The sequence below is a fragment of the Mesorhizobium sp. P2_F8 genome, assembly GCF_056403655.1.
In genome coordinates this window covers 25,323-44,017 of the sequence record NZ_JBFUFB010000018.1, presented here as the reverse complement: position 1 = coordinate 44,017, position 18,695 = coordinate 25,323, and the positions used below count along the sequence as shown (strand labels likewise).

At 61.3% G+C, this 18,695-nt stretch carries 16 protein-coding genes; 12 read left to right on the top strand and 4 right to left on the bottom strand.

Features of this window, described 5'->3' with window-relative positions; translation table 11 throughout:
• The first annotated feature begins 5 nt into the window (after positions 1-5).
• From AC1DZP_RS30780 to AC1DZP_RS30740, 9 genes are all read left to right on the top strand, one after another.
• The gene (locus tag AC1DZP_RS30780; RefSeq protein ID WP_477307615.1) at positions 6-677 is read left to right on the top strand and encodes a DUF930 domain-containing protein; all 672 of its coding nucleotides are present in this window, start codon (positions 6-8) and stop codon (positions 675-677) included.
• Between the two features lie 160 nt (positions 678-837).
• Complete coding sequence (locus AC1DZP_RS30775) at positions 838-1,668, top strand: aspartyl/asparaginyl beta-hydroxylase domain-containing protein (protein ID WP_477307613.1); 831 nt, start codon at positions 838-840, stop codon at positions 1,666-1,668.
• Positions 1,669-1,952: 284 nt separating this feature from the next.
• Complete coding sequence (locus AC1DZP_RS30770; protein ID WP_477307611.1) at positions 1,953-3,611, top strand: hypothetical protein; 1,659 nt, start codon at positions 1,953-1,955, stop codon at positions 3,609-3,611.
• Positions 3,612-3,616: 5 nt separating this feature from the next.
• A complete protein-coding gene (locus AC1DZP_RS30765; protein WP_477307609.1) occupies positions 3,617-3,745 on the top strand; it encodes a hypothetical protein in 129 nt (42 codons plus the stop codon).
• A 6-nt stretch (positions 3,746-3,751) separates the two neighbouring features.
• Positions 3,752-4,126 carry a fluoride efflux transporter CrcB gene (gene crcB / locus AC1DZP_RS30760; protein ID WP_477307607.1) on the top strand — a complete coding sequence of 125 codons (375 nt, stop codon included), beginning with the start codon at positions 3,752-3,754 and terminating at the stop codon, positions 4,124-4,126.
• A 59-nt stretch (positions 4,127-4,185) separates the two neighbouring features.
• On the top strand, positions 4,186-5,166 hold the full coding sequence (locus tag AC1DZP_RS30755) for an RluA family pseudouridine synthase (protein WP_256753646.1): 981 nt from the start codon (positions 4,186-4,188) through the stop codon (positions 5,164-5,166).
• Positions 5,167-5,213: 47 nt separating this feature from the next.
• The gene (locus tag AC1DZP_RS30750; RefSeq protein ID WP_477307636.1) at positions 5,214-6,086 is read left to right on the top strand and encodes a DMT family transporter; all 873 of its coding nucleotides are present in this window, start codon (positions 5,214-5,216) and stop codon (positions 6,084-6,086) included.
• Between the two features lie 12 nt (positions 6,087-6,098).
• Positions 6,099-6,890 (top strand): ATP12 family chaperone protein, encoded by a 792-nt coding sequence (locus tag AC1DZP_RS30745; RefSeq protein ID WP_477307605.1) that lies wholly within the window; start codon positions 6,099-6,101, stop codon positions 6,888-6,890.
• A 192-nt stretch (positions 6,891-7,082) separates the two neighbouring features.
• Positions 7,083-8,972, top strand: a complete 1,890-nt coding sequence (locus tag AC1DZP_RS30740) for an MFS transporter (RefSeq protein ID WP_477227540.1) — start codon at positions 7,083-7,085, stop codon at positions 8,970-8,972.
• A gap of 76 nt (positions 8,973-9,048) precedes the next feature.
• Here the strand turns inward: AC1DZP_RS30740 and AC1DZP_RS30735 are convergent, their stop codons facing one another.
• Positions 9,049-9,246: a DUF2735 domain-containing protein gene (locus AC1DZP_RS30735; RefSeq protein WP_457155357.1), complete on the bottom strand. Its 198-nt coding sequence runs from the start codon at positions 9,244-9,246 to the stop codon at positions 9,049-9,051.
• A 316-nt stretch (positions 9,247-9,562) separates the two neighbouring features.
• Between AC1DZP_RS30735 and AC1DZP_RS30730 the strand changes: the two genes are divergently transcribed.
• Positions 9,563-10,603, top strand: a complete 1,041-nt coding sequence (locus tag AC1DZP_RS30730) for a glutamine synthetase beta-grasp domain-containing protein (RefSeq protein ID WP_477227099.1) — start codon at positions 9,563-9,565, stop codon at positions 10,601-10,603.
• Positions 10,604-11,294: 691 nt separating this feature from the next.
• Here the strand turns inward: AC1DZP_RS30730 and glnA are convergent.
• Positions 11,295-12,704, bottom strand: coding sequence for a type I glutamate--ammonia ligase (gene glnA / locus AC1DZP_RS30725; protein ID WP_095091650.1), 1,410 nt, complete (start codon positions 12,702-12,704; stop codon positions 11,295-11,297).
• A 66-nt stretch (positions 12,705-12,770) separates the two neighbouring features.
• Positions 12,771-13,109 carry a P-II family nitrogen regulator gene (locus AC1DZP_RS30720; RefSeq protein ID WP_006205430.1) on the bottom strand — a complete coding sequence of 113 codons (339 nt, stop codon included), beginning with the start codon at positions 13,107-13,109 and terminating at the stop codon, positions 12,771-12,773.
• 358 nt (positions 13,110-13,467) lie between these two features.
• Between AC1DZP_RS30720 and AC1DZP_RS30715 the strand changes: the two genes are divergently transcribed.
• Both AC1DZP_RS30715 and AC1DZP_RS30710 read left to right on the top strand, forming a co-directional pair.
• Positions 13,468-15,000 (top strand): NAD(P)H-hydrate dehydratase, encoded by a 1,533-nt coding sequence (locus AC1DZP_RS30715; RefSeq protein WP_477307603.1) that lies wholly within the window; start codon positions 13,468-13,470, stop codon positions 14,998-15,000.
• Positions 14,997-17,000 carry a hypothetical protein gene (locus AC1DZP_RS30710; RefSeq protein ID WP_477307602.1) on the top strand — a complete coding sequence of 668 codons (2,004 nt, stop codon included), beginning with the start codon at positions 14,997-14,999 and terminating at the stop codon, positions 16,998-17,000. Before AC1DZP_RS30715 ends, AC1DZP_RS30710 begins: the two co-directional genes overlap by 4 nt.
• A 46-nt stretch (positions 17,001-17,046) precedes the next feature.
• On the opposite strand, the gene AC1DZP_RS30705 is transcribed toward AC1DZP_RS30710, so the two are convergent.
• A complete protein-coding gene (locus AC1DZP_RS30705; protein ID WP_477307600.1) occupies positions 17,047-18,579 on the bottom strand; it encodes an acyl-CoA carboxylase subunit beta in 1,533 nt (510 codons plus the stop codon).
• Positions 18,580-18,695 lie beyond the last annotated feature (116 nt).

The following is an 18,695-nucleotide window of genomic DNA, read 5'->3' as shown; positions in this document are numbered from 1 at the left end:
CAGGCTTGCATGCCCCGGTCGTCGTCACGCTTCCAAACCAGGCTTCGCCTTGGGGCATCTCCGCTTCGGTCGTTCTCCACACGCTGCTGGCTGCGACGCTGGCCCTGATGCCGTTGCCGAAGCGGCCCAAGCGGCTCGAGGAGGACCGGGTGTCGGTCGACATCCTGACGCCGCAACAATTCGAGGCGGCGAAAAGGCCACCGCCTGCTCCAATGACGCCGGCACTGCCTGAAGCGCCTGCAGCGGCGCCTCCGCCTGCTTCGATCCCGCCCGAACCGCCCCCCGCGCCGGCCATGATCCGGCCGACCGAAATGCTGTCGGCCAAGACACTGGCCGATCCGCGCAGCCGGCAGGCGCGCGCCGATCTCGCCACCTTCACTTCCGACGAGCGCATGGTTCAGCTGTGCAATCTCGAAGCCATGGATCAGATCCGCAAATGGCGTACGGATTTCAAGCCGGAGCGGGTCGTGCCCTACGCAATGGCGGAGGAAAAAATCACTGGAACCACCATCGCCGCGAATGGCGCGGCTTTCCGCAGTCGCAGAAACTGGTATAGCCTGAAGTTCAGATGCCAGTTGGCTGGGGACGGCGAAAGCGTCGTCGGCTTTGAGTTCCTGGTTGGCGATCTGGTCCCCAGGGAAAAATGGGACGAGTTTGGCCTGCCGGCGGTGCATTGACCGAAATGCGGCAGGCTTCACAAGGCAGCCAGCCGGCCGCGATACCGCGACCGTTGTGTGGTGACCCAAAAAACCTTATCAAGGCGCACGGCCGGGGGGTGGTCGTTGCCACGATTTTGGCGCCTCATTCGCAACAGGATCGCGCTTCGCGCGTGGAAAAATGACAAGAACCCTTCGCAAAACCCTTCGCAAATTCGCCATTGCCATCCCGCTTCTCGCCCTTGGCTTTTACTTCATCCCGATCCTGACATCGGTGTTTATCGTCCTCGGCCTCATCGATGTCCTGCGCAACGACCGCAAGGACCTGTCGCTGTTCTCGGGCTATTTCCTCGGCAACGGCCTCTTCACCTGGCTGCTTTCGCCTTTCAATCTGCTGGTCGATCTCCTGTGCTACCGCAATCCCGGCGTCTGGAAGCTGGAACAGTTCCCCGCCGACTATCAGCGCGAGGTCAATGAGGTCCTGGACATCTTCAAGGCGCGCAAGGACGAGATCATCGCCGACATCGACGCCAATTTCGGCGCCGGCCGGCGCGGCATGTATGTCTATCAGTGGTACGGCAAGCACAAGATCGACAACGTCGCCGAGTTCAACAAGGACTTCAAATACATCAAGACCATCGCCGTTTCCGTCTTCAGCAAGCGCGAATCGACTTCATGGCACTTCGGCCCGCTGCGGCTCAGCCTGCGCATTCTCTACAATCTGATCCCGGTGAAATCGGAGATTTTCGTCGAATGCGGCAACGTCAAGAACTACTGGTATGACAATCCGCTGTTCATCTTCGACGACACGCTGCTGCATCGCTCGGTCAACGAATATGATGGCCGCCGCTACTGCGTGTTCATGGACATTATCAGACCATCCCCGGTTCCCGGGCTGATCGCCGGCATGCTCGCCGTCGTCTCGGTGAGTGTCGAGCGCATCAACTCGATGTTCTACAAGAACTGGAAGATGATCGGTTCGAGCAAGCCGAAGAAGGTCGGGACGACCTGAGCCTGAAATCGTCAATGCTGCCGGCCCTGCCGGCGGCATTGAGGCGCTTTTAACGCGCCACTCATCCCACCGCCCCGTGCTCGCTGTTCCGCCCCGTGTCTTCTGAGGGCGTTCTGAATGCTTGCGATGGCCGCGCGTTCAAGTATACATCCCGCCAAGCTCTCAACAGTTCCTGATACGAATCGCGTGGGGTTCCTGTTTGCCGAAACGGCTTCCTGGCTGCATCGGCGGGAGTCCCGGTTTGCCTCGACAGTCCTGCCTCTTCCCTTCCTTGGCGGCCTCAAGTGACGAAGAACGAAACCCTCGGATTCTGGCTAAAAATCTACATATGTACGGCGTTGCTGGGCGGTGCTTTCGCCGCGATGTACGTAAGGCTTGAGGAGCCCGTCTACTATTGGGATTTTGCCGCTTACTTCAATGGGTTTGACCAGTATGGCTCACTCCTGGCCGAGAGCCCGCTCCAGTGGCTGAGCCAATTGCGGGCTTCTGTCGCGAGGGATGACTACAGCGCGGCAATTCTGGTGCCGCTTATGCCGTTTCACATGTTTTTCGGCGGTTCAAGGCTTTCCTATATCGCTGGAATAGTCATCGTTTACCTGGTCCCGACCGCTCTTTTCATAGGACGAATGAGCTACCTGGAGGCGGTCTCCGACACTCCTTCGCCCCGAAGCTGGTTTGTCGTGTGGATCGCGGCCTTTCTCTACACGCCGTTCTGGTCGGCGACGCTTCGTGGATTGCCGGATATTGCCGGCTGCCTGGCGCTTTCTGCGGCAACTTATTTTCTCTGGAAATCGAGGTTCCTGACACGCCAACCGGTGATCAACGGGATACGCATCGGCATATGCCTCTGGTTGGCGTTCATGCTGCGCCGTTGGTATGCATTTGCCGTCATAGGGATCGCACTTTCTGCAGCCTTCTTTTGTTCGTTGCAGGTCGCAAAAGACCGCGACTTCGCGGCATTCCGGAACGCGGCGTTAGGGGGCGTGTGCACGCTTTTTGTGATTGCCGGAGCCGCATTGGCCTTCCAGCAACCGCTGATCCTCAAGATTCTGGGAACGAGCTACGGTGACCTTTACAGCGGATACAAAACCAACTTCGTTTCGCAGATCGACCAGGTGGGATCGCGGCTGAGCTATGTGAACTGGCTGTTGATCATCGTGGGCCTTTATATCTCCATTGTACGCCGCAACAGTTTCGTTTTGTTCTGTGCTCTCGCCTCGGTACTGACCTTCTTCCTCTTCACCCGGACGCAGGATCCGGACCGTCATCATTCGATGCCAATGTTTCTTTGGCTCTTTCCTGCATATGCCCAGGCAATCGTCTCGATCGTTTCGATGCCGGCGCTGAAATCTCGATGGTCAACCGTCGTCATAGCCGTCGTCGCCGGGTTTGCGTATTTGGGTACCTTCTTCCCAATCGGCCGCCAGTTGCTGTCACCGATCGGCTATGTTTTTGCCAGGGAAGATACGCTTCCTCTTCACCTCGACAATCTTCCCGAATACAGGCGCCTCATCGACGATCTCATTACGGAAATGCGGCCCGAGGACCGCTTCTCGGTGTTTGCCTCAGGCGCGGTCATGAATAGCTCGCTGTTGTTTGAAATGGATATGGACCTTTTCCCTCGTGTCGGATGGTCTTGCCAGGTTGATAGTCGCGATCAATTCGCACAGGAGGCATTGAAATCGAGATATGTCGTCGTAACCGATCCTCCTGTTACCCATTTGCAATCGGGTGCGCAGATCTGCGTCACGATACCGGACCAGGATATTGTCGAAGGGAAGGGTGTCGGCGCCGCCTATAAGCGCATTGCGACATATCAACTGTCCGGCGGCGTCACGGGCTACCTTTATGAACAGGTGCGCCCGGTCAGCAAAACGGAACTCGATGCCCTTTACGGCGAGTTCAGGAAAAAATACCCAGGCTGGACAACGCCTCAGTGGTGACGATCATGTTGACGACCTCTGAGCAACTCGACGATAGCCGCGAAAGGCGGCTCGCGCCCGATTGTCTGCGCGATCCCAACCGCATCGTCGTCAGCTTCAGGGGATTGACCATGCCGCGCTTGTGGAGGCAGTAAACGGTCATGTTCAATCTGTTTCTCGTTGTGGTCGGCGGCGGCATCGGCGCCGGCATTCGTCACCTCACCAACATCGGCGCGCTGCGCCTTGTCGGCCCCAACTATCCCTGGGGGACGATGGCCATCAACATCGTCGGCTCGTTCGCCATGGGCCTGTTCATAGCCACCCTGGCGCGCCGCGGCGGATCGAACGAGCTCAGACTGTTCGTCGCCACCGGCATCTTTGGCGGCTTCACTACCTTTTCCGCGTTTTCACTCGATTTCGCGACTTTGTGGGAGCGAGGAGCCACGCTGCCGGCGTTTGGATATGCCCTTGCCAGCGTCATTGGCGCCATTGTCGCCCTGTTTCTGGGACTTTGGCTCGCAAGAACCGTTTCATAGTGTTATTGCCGCGCCAAGAGCGGGCCGAACCCTGCTCGGGAAACGGATAAGCGAAAAATATGGCAGGCGTTGAACAGATCACAGTAGAGGCCGGCGAGGCGGGCATGCGGCTCGATCGCTGGTTCAAGACCCATTTCCCGGGCCTGGGCTTCGGCCATCTGCAAAAGCTGCTGCGCTCCGGCCAGATCCGTGTCGATGGCGGCCGGGTCAAGGCCGACACCCGCGTCGAACCCGGCCAGATGGTGCGCGTTCCGCCGCTTGAGGTGGACAAGAAGGGCGAGAGCGCGCTGACCGGTCACTCGATCCGCAACCAGGGCGATGCCGACGTCCTGGCGAAAATGCTGATCCATGAAGATCCCAAGGTCTTCGTCTTCAACAAGCCGGCGGGCCTTGCAGTGCAGGGCGGATCGGGCGTCACCCGCAATGTCGATGACATGCTGGAAGCCTGGCGCAACCAGAAGGGCGAGAAGCCGCGGCTGGTCCACCGGCTCGACCGCGACACTTCGGGCGTGCTGGTCGTCGCGCGCACCCGGCTTGCCGCCATGAAGCTGTCAGAAGCGTTTCGCGCCCGCGAGACCAAGAAGACCTATTGGGCGCTGGTCAAGGGCGTGCCGCCCAAGCGTGAGGACAAGATCTCGACCTGGCTGATCAAGGAGCCGACGCCCGATGGCGATCGCGTGCGCGTCGCCGCGCATGGCGAAAAGGGCGCCGACCACGCCGTGTCGTACTATCGCATCATCGAGCAGGCGGCGCAGACGATGACCTGGCTGGAAATGGAACCTTACACCGGCCGCACGCACCAGCTTCGTGTTCATGCTGCCTATATCGGCTGCCCGATCATCGGCGACCCGAAATATTTCGAGGCCGACACCAATTGGGATTTCCCTGGTGGCATTCAAAACCGCCTGCACTTGCATGCGCGCCGCATCATCATTCCGCACCCGGACAAGGGCGTCATCGATGTCACCGCGCCGATGCCGCCGCATATGCGCCAGAGCTGGAACCTGATCGGCTTCGACGACGCCAGCGCGGAGGACTGATCGTGAGCGGCGCGACCGATACGCTCGACCGGCGCGACACGGTCGACATGGCCGCCGCCGCAATCATGGTCGGCCTGACCTTTTCCTGGGGGCTGAACTACGTCGCCGCCAAGATCTCCTACGCCGGGTACGATCCAGTCTTCCTGTCGATCGCGCGCTCGATCATCGGCGGCCTGTGTGTCTTCGCCTGGTGCCGCTGGCGCGGCATCGCGCTTTTCACGCGCGACGGGACATTGCCCGCCGGTATCGCGGTTGGCGCGCTGTTCGGCATCGAGTTCCTCTGCCTCTATGTCGGCCTGGAGCACACGACCGTCGCCCGCAACACGCTGCTGGTCAATACAATGCCGTTCTGGATGCTGATCGGCGGCCATTTCCTTCTTGGCGAGCAGATCACCTTGCGCAAGTTCCTTGGCCTGCTGCTGGCCTTTGCCGGCCTTGCCGCGGTATTTTCCGACAAGCTTGGCGGCGGCGGGGACATGCTGTTCGGCGATCTCTTGAGCCTTGGCTCCGGATTTTTCTGGGCCTTGACCAACATCCTCATCAAGCGGTCGAAGCTGGTCGAGGCGAGTGCCGAGAAGCTGCTTCTCTATCAACTCGCCGGTGCGGCAATCGTCGGAATACTGGTGTTGCCTCTCGCCGGTGCGCCCGTTCGCGACCCTGCCGTGCTGCCGACATTGGCTCTGCTTTTCCAGGCAGTCTACATCGTTGCCTTCACCTATGTGCTTTGGTTCTGGCTGCTGAGGCGCTATCCGGCTTCAGGCCTGTCCAGCTTCACCTTCCTGTCACCGGTTTTCGGCGTGCTGTGCGGCGCCATGTTCTTGAATGAGCCGCTGACCATGCGCATCTTCCTGGCACTTGGCCTGATTGCCGCCGGCCTCATCATCGTCAACCGGCCGTCGCGCAAGCTCGTGCCAGTTTGAGAGAGCCTTTCAATGCGTGATATCCTCAACGACCTCGAAGCGGGCAAGCAGCTTTCCGATCCGGATCCGGTGCGCCGTGCCCAGATCCAGATGAAGACGCCTTTGCCGAAGCGTTTCTACAAGACCGTCGCGGTGGCGCCGGTGGAAGACGGCTTTGCCGTGCATCTCGACGGCAAGCCGGTGCGCACGCCGGGCAAGGCGCTGCTGGCGCTGCCGACCGAGGCGGCGGCTGCACTCGTCGCCGACGAATTCGCAGCGCAGGGCGAAACCATCAACCCGGTGACGATGCCGGTGATGCGCCTCGTCAACACTGCTATCGACGGCGTCGCCAGCGATCCGCAGGCGGTGCTGGAAGACATTCTGCGCTTCGCTTCGTCCGATCTGCTCTGCTACCGCGCCGATGCGCCGCAAGGCTTGGTGGAGCGGCAGAACGAACATTGGGACCCGGTCCTTGATTGGGTGCGCGGCAGCCTCGGGGCTCGCTTCAATCTCGCCGAAGGCATCATCCATGTCGAGCAGCCGCGTGGGACGATCGCCGTGCTGGGAAGTCATCTTGCCCAGCGTGCCGAACCGCTGCGGCTCGCTGCCATCCATGTGATGACCTCGCTGACCGGTTCGGCGCTGCTGGCGCTGGCTGTCGATTTCGGCGAACTCGACGCCGAGGCGGCCTGGGCGGCCGGCCATGTCGACGAGGACTGGCAGATCGAGCATTGGGGACAGGACGCCGAAGCAGTCGCGCGCCGCTCGGCCCGCAAGCGCGACATGATGGCTGCCGCCGGGCTATTGGAAGCGCTCAAGGGCTGACGGCTCCGCCGCTGGCTCCGCTTCATCCCGCAGCGCACCTAATACCAAAGTCATAATCCCAAAGACGCCCTGACGTTGGCGCACGCTTTCTGTCATTTTTTCCGTGATCGCAGTGCATGAGTCCATGTTCGGAGGAGAACGCGGACAATGAGGCACAGCATCGAGGACAAGGTCTCACGGGAGGACAATTCTATGGCAATGGCATCGACTGCCGGCGGAGCAAGCCGCGGCATGACGCGGGAGGAAAAGAAGGTCATCTTCGCTTCCTCGCTGGGCACCGTTTTCGAATGGTATGATTTCTATCTCTACGGCTCGCTCGCGGTGTTCATTGGTTCGACCTTCTTCAGTCCAACCATTCCTGAAGCGACGCGCAATATCTTCGCGCTGCTGGCGTTCGCCGCCGGCTTCCTGGTACGACCGTTCGGCGCGCTGCTGTTCGGCCGCATCGGCGACCTTGTCGGCCGCAAGTATACGTTCCTTGTCACCATGACGATCATGGGCCTTTCGACCTTCCTGGTCGGCCTGCTGCCTGGATATGCGACTTTGGGCATCGCGGCTCCCGTGATCCTGATTGTCCTGCGCATGCTGCAAGGCCTGGCGCTGGGCGGCGAATATGGCGGCGCGGCCACCTATGTCGCCGAGCATGCACCCGACAACCGGCGCGGCTACTACACCTCGTGGATCCAGACGACGGCGACGCTCGGCCTGTTCCTGTCGCTGGTCGTCATCCTGATTGTCCAGGGTTCGATGAGCAAGGAAACCTACGCCTCATGGGGCTGGCGCATTCCGTTCATTGTCTCCTTCCTGCTGCTCGGCATCTCGATCTGGATCCGGCTTTCGCTCTCCGAATCGCCGACCTTCCAGCGTATGAAGGATGAGGGCAAGGGCTCCAAAGCGCCGCTTTCGGAAGCATTTGGTCAATGGAAGAATGCCCGAATCGCGCTGCTGGCGCTGCTCGGCCTCACCGCCGGTCAGGCCGTGGTCTGGTACAATGGCCAGTTCTACGCGCTGTTCTTCCTGCAGAACGTGCTCAAGGTCGACGCGCAGTCGGTCAACATCATGATCGCCATAGCGCTCGCCCTCGGCTCGATCTTCTTCGTCGTCTTCGGCTGGCTCTCCGACAAGATCGGGCGCAAGCCGATCATCATGGCGGGCCTTGCCTTGGCGATCGTCTGCACCTTCCCGCTGTTCAAGGCATTGACCTGGGCCGCCAATCCGGCGCTCGCCACGGCCCAGCAGAACACACGTGCTACGGTGACGGCGGCACCCGGCGACTGCAAGTTCCAGTTCAATCCGGTCGGCACGGCGAAGTTCACGACGTCTTGTGACATCGCGACCTCGTTCCTGACCAAGAACTCGGTTCCCTATGACGTGGTGTCGACGGCCGCGGCCGGGACGGCCGCGTCGGTCAAGATCGGCAACGAGACGGTGGAATCCTACGATGCCATCGCCGCTGGCGATCAGGCGAAAGCCAAGGACGCCGCCTTCATCAAAGCCGTCAACATGTCGCTGCGGGACGGCGGCTATCCGCTGAAGCGCGCGGCGATCAAGATCCCGGACCAGAAGCTTGACGCGTTTGTCGCCGCCAACCCGGAACTGAAGCTCGATGCCGCCGCCATTCGCGCCGGCGAGAAGGCGACGGTCCCGACCGATCAGGCGATCAAGGACAAGCTGCTGACCGCCGACGAGGCCGCGGGTGCGCCCGAGGTCACCGTCTACAATATACCGGGCGGCGGCGCTTTCGCCATGTTCGCCGATCCGGCGGGAATCAACTGGCCGATGACGATCGGCATCCTGTTCATCCTGGTCCTGTTCGTGACCATGGTCTACGGCCCGATTGCCGCGATCCTGGTCGAGATGTTCCCGACCCGCATCCGCTACACCGGCATGTCGTTGCCCTATCACATTGGCAATGGCTGGTTCGGTGGCCTGCTGCCGGCGACGGTGTTCGCACTCAGTGCCTACAGGGGCGATATCTACTTTGGTCTGTGGTACCCGGTGGTGATCGCCGCGATGTCGCTGGTCATCGGCATGATCTTCGTCAGGGACACGCTGGGAACCGATCTGAACACCAAGCAGTAACGACTGCTCGGTAGTCAACGAAAACCCGGCGCGAGCGATCGCGCCGGGTTTTTCAATGATAGTCATGCGATGGGGCTTAGCTTTGACGGTCCTGCTTCGCGTCCTCTATCGCCGCATCGTGATACCAGCCGTCGCCGAAATCCGCCCGAACACCGCGCAGTGAGGCAAGCTCTGCCGCAAACTTAGCCTTGCCGCTCAAATTTGAGGCAGAGACGCGCGCTGCCGCCGGGAACATCAGAATTTTTGCCGACGGACGCGTGGAAATGATTTCCATTGTCGGGCTCCTTTCTTATGCCGAACCTTGTCGATTCAACCTACCTCGAAGATAAGGTCTGCAATCAAGTTAGGCAATATGCCTATGAAAAGATCAGTATTTGCCTATTATTTGTGCGAATTGCGATTGTGATTGATCTCGACGCATTGCTTAGGCGGCTTGCCAACTTCAATCGAATGCGGCGTCAATTTTGCCGCACCCTGCAGCTCAAGAGTGGCACACGAATTGCATTTTAGTGATCCGGCAGGCCGGCTGCTGGTGGCAGACGTATGTCGACGCCGTCCAGTGTTCGGTGATCAAGCAACGAGAGGCTAGAATGACGAAATACAAGCTCGAGTACATTTGGCTCGATGGATACACCCCGGTCCCCAACCTTCGCGGCAAGACGCAGGTCAAGGAATACGCCGAATTCCCGACGCTCGAGCAGCTTCCGCTGTGGGGCTTTGACGGTTCGTCGACACAGCAGGCCGAAGGCCACAGCTCCGATTGCGTGCTGAAGCCGGTCGCTGTCTATCCGGATCCGGCCCGCAGCAACGGCGTGCTTGTCATGTGCGAAGTCATGATGCCTGACGGCGTCACGCCGCATGCCTCCAACAAGCGCGCCACCATTCTCGACGACGAGGGCGCCTGGTTCGGTTTCGAGCAGGAGTATTTCTTCTACAAGGACGGCCGTCCGCTGGGCTTCCCGGAAAGCGGCTATCCGGCACCGCAGGGCCCGTACTACACCGGCGTCGGCTATTCCAATGTCGGCTCCGTCGCGCGCCAGATCGTCGAAGAGCATCTCGATCTCTGCCTTGCAGCCGGCATCAACCACGAAGGCATCAACGCCGAAGTGGCCAAGGGCCAGTGGGAATTCCAGATTTTCGGCAAGGGCTCCAAGAAGGCCGCCGACCAGATGTGGATGGCCCGCTATTTGATGCAGCGCCTGACCGAGAAATACGGCATCGACATCGAGTACCATTGCAAGCCGCTCGGCGACACCGACTGGAACGGCTCGGGCATGCACGCCAACTTCTCGACCGCCTATATGCGCGAAGTCGGCGGCAAGGCTTATTTCGAAGCGCTGATGGCGGCCTTCGACAAGAACCTGATGGATCACATCGCCGTCTATGGCCCGGACAACGACAAGCGCCTGACTGGCAAGCATGAGACCGCGCCGTGGAACAGGTTCAGCTATGGCATCGCCGATCGTGGTGCTTCGATCCGCGTCCCGCATTCCTTCATCAAGAACGACTACAAGGGCTATCTGGAAGATCGCCGTCCGAATTCCCAGGGCGACCCCTACCAGATCGCCTCGCAGATTCTGAAGACGATCGCCTCGGTGCCGGCGAGCGCTGAGGTTTCGGCAGCCGCATAGTCATTCGAATCGGGACTTCACGTCCATGCCGTGACAGTCTGAGATTCATCCAAGTCCATCCAAGAACCCCGGCGAAAGCTGGGGTTCTTTTTTGCCGTTGCCCGGCGGATCGGGCCTCGGGCAAAACATACCCAGAAAAAGTCAGGCAATGCAGGCGGTCGCGAATCCGGTCGAGCCCTTGGCTGCCACTGTTCCAGTTTCCGGCGGCAGCCCGCCAGAAAGCCCGGAAAACTGGCATTTTGAGCACTATCCGTGACCTCGCACCCTTCCATAACCATCTGTTCATGTTGCGGAATCGGCTGTCCGCAGCCGGTTTGGCGGCGTTGACAGATCGCAGTGCAGCATGCGTATTCGAAGCGCTTGGGGTTACGTCACGCGATGCTGTTCGGACGGGCGGGGTTTACTTGAACGGCAGCATAGGCGTGGGCGCCGGACGAGCGGTCACTGTAGCCTGAGGCAGTGCGCCGCTCGCTCCTGGCTTTCATGTTCACCATCGACCGAACTGTTTCTGCCAGCCCATGAAACGCGGGCTCAGCAACCCAGGCATTCACACACGCCGAAAAGCTCAATGGCAAAGGTGCGTCCATCGCGATGGGCGCGGACCTGTCGGTACAGGCGGGGCCCATCGGAGCGCAGCAAAAAGCCCTTGAAAGAGGGAACTCTTTCAAGGGCTTGAATAGTCTGTCGAATCTTAGACCGAGTAGTACATGTCGTACTCGACTGGATGCGGGGTCATTTCGAAGCGCATCACCTCAGCCATCTTCAGCTCGATGTAGCTGTCGATCTGATCGTCGTCGAAGACGCCGCCGGCTTTCAGGAAGCCGCGATCCTTGTCGAGGCTCTGCAGCGCTTCGCGCAGCGAACCGCAGACGGTCGGGATCTTCTTCAGCTCCTTCGGCGGCAGGTCGTATAGATCCTTGTCCATCGGCTGGCCGGGATGGATCTTGTTCTTGATGCCGTCGAGACCGGCCATCAGCATGGCGGCGAAAGCGAGGTAGGGGTTCGCGCCCGGATCGGGGAAGCGGACCTCGACGCGTTTGGACTTGGGCGAGGAGCCGAACGGGATGCGGCAGGATGCCGAGCGGTTGCGCGCCGAATAGGCGAGCAGCACCGGCGCTTCGTAGCCCGGCACCAGACGCTTGTAGGAGTTGGTTAGCGGGTTGGTGAACGCGTTGATCGCCTTGGCATGCTTGATGATGCCACCAATGTAGAACAGGCAGCTTTCCGACAGGCCGGCATATTCATTGCCGGCGAAGGTCGGCTTGCCGTTCTTCCAGATCGACTGGTGGACGTGCATGCCCGAGCCATTGTCGCCGAAGATCGGCTTCGGCATGAAGGTGGCCGTCTTGCCGTAGGCGTTGGCGACCTGGTGCACGACATACTTGTAGATCAGCATCTTGTCGGCGTTGCGCACGAGCGTATCGAACTTGATGCCGAGTTCGTGCTGGGCGGCCGCCACCTCGTGGTGGTGCTTTTCGACCCGCACGCCCATTTCGGCGAGCACAGTCAGCATTTCCGAGCGCATATCCTGCGCGGAATCGATCGGCGGCACCGGGAAATAGCCGCCCTTGATGCGCGGACGGTGGCCGAGATTGCCGGTCTCGTAGTCGGTGTCGTCGTTCGAGGGCAGTTCGGTGGAATCAAGCTTGAAGCCGGTGTTGTAAGGGTCGGCCTTGTATTTCACATCGTCGAAGACAAAGAATTCGGCTTCGGGGCCGACGAAGATCTGGTCGCCGATGCCTTCCGACTTCATGTAGGCCTCGGCCTTCTTGGCCGTGCCACGCGGATCGCGGTTGTAGGATTCACCCGAAACCGGATCGAGGATGTCGCACAGGATGACCATGGTCGACTGCGCGAAGAACGGGTCCATGTGGACCGTGTCCGCATCGGGCATCAGCACCATGTCGGACTCGTTGATGGCCTTCCAGCCGGCAATCGAGGAGCCGTCGAACATGACGCCATCAGCGAACATGTCTTCCTCGACCTCGATGACATCCATCGTCACGTGTTGCAGCTTGCCCTTCGGATCGGTGAAGCGCAGGTCGACGAATTTCACGTCGTTGTCCTTGATCTGCTTCATGATGTCTTTGGCTGTCGTCATGTCATGTATCCCTGTTTGATGACGTTTTTTGATGATGACGGTTTTCAGGCGGATGGCGGGGTCGGATCAGACCGCGTCCATGCCGGTTTCGCCAGTGCGGATTCGCACGACTTCCTCGATGTTGGAGACGAAGATCTTGCCGTCGCCGATACGGCCTGTCTGGGCCGCCTTGCGGATGGCTTCGATCGCGCCTTCGACCGCGTCGTCGCCAAGCACGACCTCGATCTTCACCTTGGGCAGAAAATCGACGACATATTCGGCGCCGCGGTAGAGTTCGGTATGGCCTTTCTGACGCCCGAAGCCTTTGGCCTCGGTGACGGTGATGCCTTGCAGTCCGGCCTCCTGAAGCGCTTCCTTCACTTCGTCCAGCTTGAATGGCTTGATGATCGCTTCGATCTTTTTCATGTAAAAAGTGGCCTCCACTGCCAAAAAAACGGGTTGTGAACCCCCGCTTGCGCCTCCATCAAGCACGAACTGTGCCAATTGGACAGATTTGAAGCGGTCTCATACGATTTCAAAGCCGCGCCGCGCCGGGAAGCAAATTCGCGTCATTCACTGCATCAGGTGCGCCATGGGCCGCTGGAGCCACGAAGGAGCCAGCAAGTGCATCCGCACAACAATTAGGCATATCGCCTATTCAGCGGGCAGTTTTGTGCCTGCGACGCCCTCATTCCAACGATATGGCCGCAAATTTCGCCACTCCCCTTCGTTTGCTTCGGATCGAAAAGTGGACAATGCTTGATCGAATGCAGATCGGCAATCCATGAGCAACGAACTTCTTTCCCCGGCCGAAATGAGCGAGGCCGATCGGCTGGCGATTGCCGCTGGTCCGCTCGATGGCTTCGGGCTGATGCGCCGTGCCGGCGAAGCGGTCGCGGCCGTGGTCCTGGCGCGTTATCCCGCAGCGACGCGTGTCCATGTGCTGTGCGGCCCCGGCAACAATGGCGGCGATGGCTATGTCGTTGCCCGGTTGCTGGCCGGCAGCGGCGTAAGCACAACGATCTGGGCGAGCGGCACGCCGAGGCCGCAAAGCGATGCGGCGCTCGCCGCCGCGCAATGCCCGGTGAAACCTCGGCCACTGTCGGATTTTGCCGCCGAGGCCGGCTCGATTGTCGTCGACGCGCTTTACGGAGCAGGGCTGTCCAAGCCGCTGGCCGGCGATGCCGTGAAAGCCGTCGACACTGCAACAGCTCTGCGCCTGCCTGTGGTCGCGGTCGACCTGCCGTCGGGTGTCTCAGGAGCCAGCGGCGCAATATTGGGCAGGGCGTTTCACGCCGAGGTCACCGTCACCTTCGCGCGGCAAAAGCCCGGCCACTTGCTGCTCCCGGGACGAGAGCAATGTGGTGAAATCGTGCTCGCTGATATCGGCATAGGCGACGGCATCATCGCCCAACTCGCCGTGTCGACTTTTGAGAATGTGCCAGACCTGTGGTTGCGGGAATTTCCCGTGCCGGCGGTGGACGCGCACAAATACAAGCGCGGCCATGTCGGCGTCTTTTCCGGCGGTCCGAGCGCCACCGGCGCGGCGCGGCTGTCGGCACTTGCCGCCGCGAGAAGCGGGGCAGGGGCGGTCACCGTGCTGTCGCCGGCCAATGCCATGCAGGTAAACGCTGCGCATCTCACCTCAATCATGCTGCGCAAGGCCGATGACAGCGTCGACATCGCCTCGTTCATCGACGAACGCCGGCCGTCGGCTTTTGTTCTCGGGCCCGGTTTCGGCATTGGCGAAAAGACCCGGCAATTTGCACTCGCGCTGCTCAGCCCTGCCCAGCCAAGGGATACGTCAACCCGGATTGACGGCCTCGTGTTCGATGCCGACGCGATCACCTCTTTTCGTGAGGCGCCGGACGTCCTGTTCGAAGCGTCTCGCCAACCGGGCGCGCCGGCCCTGGTGATGACGCCGCACGAAGGGGAGTTCGCCAGGCTGTTTCCCGATATCGCCGATGAAGTTGCGTCCTCCAAGCTCGACAAGGCCCGCGCAGCCGCCGTGCGTGCCAATGCCGTCATCGTCTGCAAGGGCGCCGACACCGTCATCGCCGCTCCTGACGGCAGGGCGGCGATCAACGCCAACGGCGCGCCGTGGCTGGCCACCGCAGGGTCGGGCGACGTGCTGTCAGGCGTCACAGCAGGGCTGCTTGCGCAAGGCATGCCGGCATTCGAAGCGGCCTGCGCCGCGGTGTGGATTCATGCTGAGGCCGGCAGCCGGTTCGGGCCGGGGCTGATCGCCGAGGATCTGCCGCCGGCGCTGGTACCGGTGCTGCGCGACCTTGTCGAAGCACGTACGGCCGCTCGATGAGCCGCGCCCTGGCTCTGCTCGTCGCCACGCTCTTTGCTGCCTTCCTGGCGTCGGCAGCTTGTGCCGAAGGTCCAGTGACGATCGTCGATGATCCGGCGATGCTCGCCGCACTTGATGCCAAGGGCTACGGCTTTGCCGATATTTTTGGCGCGGCGGGCGCGGGTGACCTGAAAGCTCTCTACGACAAGGCGCCGGCCTATCACGCTGTCGTCGACACTGTGGCGGCCGATGTCGCCGCGCTGCGCGCCGAGATGAAGGCCGGCGGGCGGCCGCTCTACGAGGTTACCGACGGCAATGTCGGCCGCATCATGGACATGCGCTGGCTGAAGACCGATGCCGCGCGCTTCCGACTGGTCGGCGTCGTCAACCGGCTCGACCGTCGCGACTTCGCGGCCCTGCTGGGTGACAAGAGCTGCGGCGAGGTGCGCTTCATCTACCGCCTTGCTTACAGTTTCCGCAAAAATGGCAAGCTGTTGGCGTCGCGTCTGCCGTTCAATTTCAACGCCGTCTACAGCGCGGCGCCCGATGCCGACGGCGGCTGCGTCGGCGTTGCCGGACGCTGGACGCCACAGCTTGACGAGACCGTCGATGCTGGCTGGCTGACTGGCGGTCCGCTGGAGAAAGCCGGGCTGACCTTCAAGCAGCTGGAACTCAACGCGCAGGTGGTGCGCTTTCCCTCTGGCCAGGAAACCGAGTTCGGCGGCCAGGCCGCCTATCTCATGCGGATATTCGGCATCGATGGCGACGCCGTCAGCGAGAAGCCGCTGGAGAACACGCCTGACGCCGCACGGCTTTCGCAAGACGCGGCCCTGAAAGCAAGGCTCGCCGCCTATGTCAGCGCCAATCTGCCGGCCGTCGACGAAGGCGTCTACGAAATTCCCGACGAATTCCTGGCCAGGAAGGTCATCTCGTGGTCGACCTTCGGCAGCGCGCGGCAGGCCAACCACCCGTTCACGCCATTGCTTCAGCCCGGGGAATTCGCATCGCTCGACTATTCCGGGCTCAAACTGCTGCGCACACCGGAAGCTCTCATCGAGCGGCTGGACAATGGCGCCTGCCAGGGTTGCCATCAGGCTGGTTCCACCGCCGGTTTCCATTTCATCGGCCTCGACGACAAGACGACCTCGCCGCTCAACCGCATCGAGGTCGGCATTTCGCCGCATCTTCACGCCGAGATACCGCGCCGCCAGGCCTGGCTGCGCGCCATGGCGCAAGGCAAGGAGCCGAACCGCTTCCGCCCGCTCTCCTTTGCACCACCGGCTGCCTGGACGGACGCCGGCGCGATCGACTACGCGCCCGCAGAGATGGCAATGCCGTGCCTGATGCCGGACGATGCCGCACGCTTCGGCAAGACCTGGCAGTGCGGCGGCGGCACCATCTGCACGCCGCTAGCCAGCGCTTCGGGTGTGCGGACGAAGCTGGCGCAATGCCTGCTGCCCAAGGACAGTCCCGACATGTTTTCCGGCCATCCCTGTCTGACCGGCTCGATCGCCAGCAACGCCACGCAGCCTTTCAACGACCGCTACAAAATATCAGGCCAGTTCGCGGCCTTCGCGCCGGATGTCTCGCGCACCGCCTACACCTGCCGTCCGCCGAAGATCGGCGTGCCTGGCGGCATCGCTTATCGCGGCTGCGACGACAAGGACCGCGCCTTCGCTGCCTTCAAATCCGGCAAACCGATGCCGAACGAGATCTGCGGGCTGGTCGGCGGCAAGAAATTCGACATCTGCGTGGCCACCAACAATTTCGACCAATGCCTTGGCGGCGCCGTCAATCGCGGCAACCGGCCGGCCTGTTCGACCGATCATTTCTGCCGCGAGGACTATATGTGCCAATCGCTGCCGCCCGATACGCCTGGCATCGGCAAGATCAAGGGTATCGGCTTCTGCTCGCCGACCTATTTCATCTTCCAGATGCGCATCGACAACCACGCGACGCCCTGGGGCAGTTCCGTCCGTGCCACCATGGGGGCAGGATTTGGCGCGGCGGAAGAGGAGTGATCTGCCCTGTTGCGACGAACTGGATACGTCCGCCCGACAGGACGCCTCACAGTGGAATATTGTCGTGCTTCTTCCAGGGGTTCTGCATGTCCTTGTTGCGCAGCATCCGGAGCGCGCGCGCGATGCGGCGGCGGGTCGAGTGCGGCATGATCACCTCATCGACATAGCCGCGCTCGGCGGCGACGAAGGGCGACAGGAAGCGATCTTCGTAAGCCTCTGTGTGGGCTGCGATCTTCTCTGCGTCACCGATATCCTTGCGGTAGATGATCTCGACCGCGCCCCTGGCGCCCATTACCGCGATCTGCGCCGTCGGCCAGGCGTAATTCATGTCGCCGCGCAGGTGTTTTGACGCCATCACGTCATAGGCGCCGCCATAGGCCTTGCGGGTGATGACGGTGATCTTCGGCACGGTCGCCTCGGCATAGGCGAACAGGAGTTTCGCACCATGCTTGATCAGCCCGCCATATTCCTGCGCCGTGCCGGGCAGGAAGCCCGGAACATCGACCAAGGTGACAATCGGGATCGAAAAGCAGTCGCAGAAGCGCACGAAACGCGCCGCTTTGCGGCTGGCGTCTGAATCGAGCACGCCGGCCAGCACCATCGGCTGGTTGGCGACGAATCCGACGGTGCGGCCCTCGACCCGTCCGAACCCGGTGACGATGTTCTTGGCGAAATTCTGCTGGATCTCGAAGAAGTCGCCTTCGTCGGCGACTTTAAGGATCAGCTCCTTGATGTCGTAGGGCTTGTTAGCATTGTCGGGAATCAGCCGGTCGAGCGACTGATCATGGTCGGTGACCGACTGATAGCATTCGATCTCCGGCAGCTCCGACGTGTTGGAGGCGGGCAGCAGGTCGACCAGCCGGCGCATCTGCAGCAGCGCCTCGACGTCATTGTCATAGGCGCCGTCGGCGATCGAGGATTTCGTCGTGTGGACAGAGGCACCGCCGAGGCTCTCGGCGGTCACGGTCTCGTTGGTGACGGTCTTCACCACGTCCGGTCCGGTGACGAACATGTAGGAGGTGTCGCGCACCATGAAGATGAAGTCGGTCATCGCCGGCGAATAGACGTCGCCGCCGGCGCAGGGGCCCATGATGAGCGAAATCTGCGGAATGACACCGGAGGCGAGCACGTTGCGCTGAAAGATCTCGGCATAGCCGCCCAGTGCGGCCACGCCTTCCTGGATACGCGCGCCGCCGGCATCGTAGAGGCCGATGATCGGCGCGCGGTTGCGCAGCGCCATCTCCTGCACCTTGATGACCTTTTCGGCATGCGCTTCCGACAGCGAACCGCCGAACACGGTGAAGTCCTTGGCGAAGAGATAGACCGGGCGGCCGTTGACGGTGCCCCAGCCGGTGACCACACCGTCGCCGGCGATCTTGGTCTTCTCCATGCCGAAATCGGTCGAGCGGTGCTCGACATACATGTCGAACTCCTCGAACGAGCCCTCGTCGAGAAACACCTCGATGCGTTCGCGCGCGGTGAGTTTGCCCTTCTTGTGCTGTGCATCGATGCGGGCCTGGCCGCCACCCATGCGGGCGATGTCGCGGCGGCGCTCGAGTTCCTTCAGCACGTCCTTCATCGGTTACCTCCCAAGCCAGCGGCATTTCGTGGTAATCGTGCGGGCGAGCGAGCGCAAGCACCGCTTGCGCCGTGGTTTTGTTGCGCTGCAGCATGACGCCCCTTGCATTTTACCGC

Excerpts from the sequence above, each read along its gene's own strand:
- AC1DZP_RS30775 (WP_477307613.1), top strand. The coding sequence starts at position 838 with ATGACAAGAACCCTTCGCAAAACCCTTCGCAAATTCGCCATTGCCATC.
- AC1DZP_RS30765 (WP_477307609.1), top strand. The coding sequence starts at position 3,617 with ATGTTGACGACCTCTGAGCAACTCGACGATAGCCGCGAAAGGCGGCTC.
- crcB (WP_477307607.1), top strand. The coding sequence starts at position 3,752 with ATGTTCAATCTGTTTCTCGTTGTGGTCGGCGGCGGCATCGGCGCCGGC.
- AC1DZP_RS30755 (WP_256753646.1), top strand. The coding sequence starts at position 4,186 with ATGGCAGGCGTTGAACAGATCACAGTAGAGGCCGGCGAGGCGGGCATG.
- AC1DZP_RS30750 (WP_477307636.1), top strand. The coding sequence starts at position 5,214 with ATGGCCGCCGCCGCAATCATGGTCGGCCTGACCTTTTCCTGGGGGCTG.
- AC1DZP_RS30745 (WP_477307605.1), top strand. The coding sequence starts at position 6,099 with ATGCGTGATATCCTCAACGACCTCGAAGCGGGCAAGCAGCTTTCCGAT.
- AC1DZP_RS30740 (WP_477227540.1), top strand. The coding sequence starts at position 7,083 with ATGGCAATGGCATCGACTGCCGGCGGAGCAAGCCGCGGCATGACGCGG.
- AC1DZP_RS30735 (WP_457155357.1), bottom strand. The coding sequence starts at position 9,246 with ATGGAAATCATTTCCACGCGTCCGTCGGCAAAAATTCTGATGTTCCCG.
- AC1DZP_RS30730 (WP_477227099.1), top strand. The coding sequence starts at position 9,563 with ATGACGAAATACAAGCTCGAGTACATTTGGCTCGATGGATACACCCCG.
- glnA (WP_095091650.1), bottom strand. The coding sequence starts at position 12,704 with ATGACGACAGCCAAAGACATCATGAAGCAGATCAAGGACAACGACGTG.
- AC1DZP_RS30720 (WP_006205430.1), bottom strand. The coding sequence starts at position 13,109 with ATGAAAAAGATCGAAGCGATCATCAAGCCATTCAAGCTGGACGAAGTG.
- AC1DZP_RS30715 (WP_477307603.1), top strand. The coding sequence starts at position 13,468 with ATGAGCAACGAACTTCTTTCCCCGGCCGAAATGAGCGAGGCCGATCGG.
- AC1DZP_RS30710 (WP_477307602.1), top strand. The coding sequence starts at position 14,997 with ATGAGCCGCGCCCTGGCTCTGCTCGTCGCCACGCTCTTTGCTGCCTTC.
- AC1DZP_RS30705 (WP_477307600.1), bottom strand. The coding sequence starts at position 18,579 with ATGAAGGACGTGCTGAAGGAACTCGAGCGCCGCCGCGACATCGCCCGC.